The organism is Zoogloea sp., from assembly GCF_023150065.1.
Classification (GTDB): domain Bacteria; phylum Pseudomonadota; class Gammaproteobacteria; order Burkholderiales; family Rhodocyclaceae; genus Zoogloea.
In genome coordinates this window covers 1-241 of record NZ_JAKLLN010000116.1, presented here as the reverse complement: position 1 = coordinate 241, position 241 = coordinate 1, and the positions used below count along the sequence as shown (strand labels likewise).

Here is a 241-nt window from a genome sequence, read left to right as displayed (position 1 = left end):
TTACGGCCTGCGCCATCTGGAGCGCCTCGCCCGGGCCGGCCATGCGCCGCGCTGGGAGGCCTGCGGGGTGCTCCACCTGGGGCGCGACGCGAAGCAGGAGGGCAAGATGCGGGCGGTGGTCGACGCCCACCAGCCGCCGGCCGATTACCTGCGCTTCGTCTCCCGCGAGGAGGCCGGGCAGCTCGCCGGCTGGCCGGTGGAGGCGGGCGGCTGGTGGTTTCCCGGTGGCGGCTGGATCCAG

1 protein-coding gene is annotated in these 241 nt (G+C 75.9%); it reads left to right on the top strand.

The annotated features are described in order from the left end of the window. A partial coding sequence (locus L6Q67_RS23760; protein ID WP_367171675.1) for an FAD-dependent oxidoreductase occupies nt 1-241 on the top strand: 241 nt, incomplete at both ends.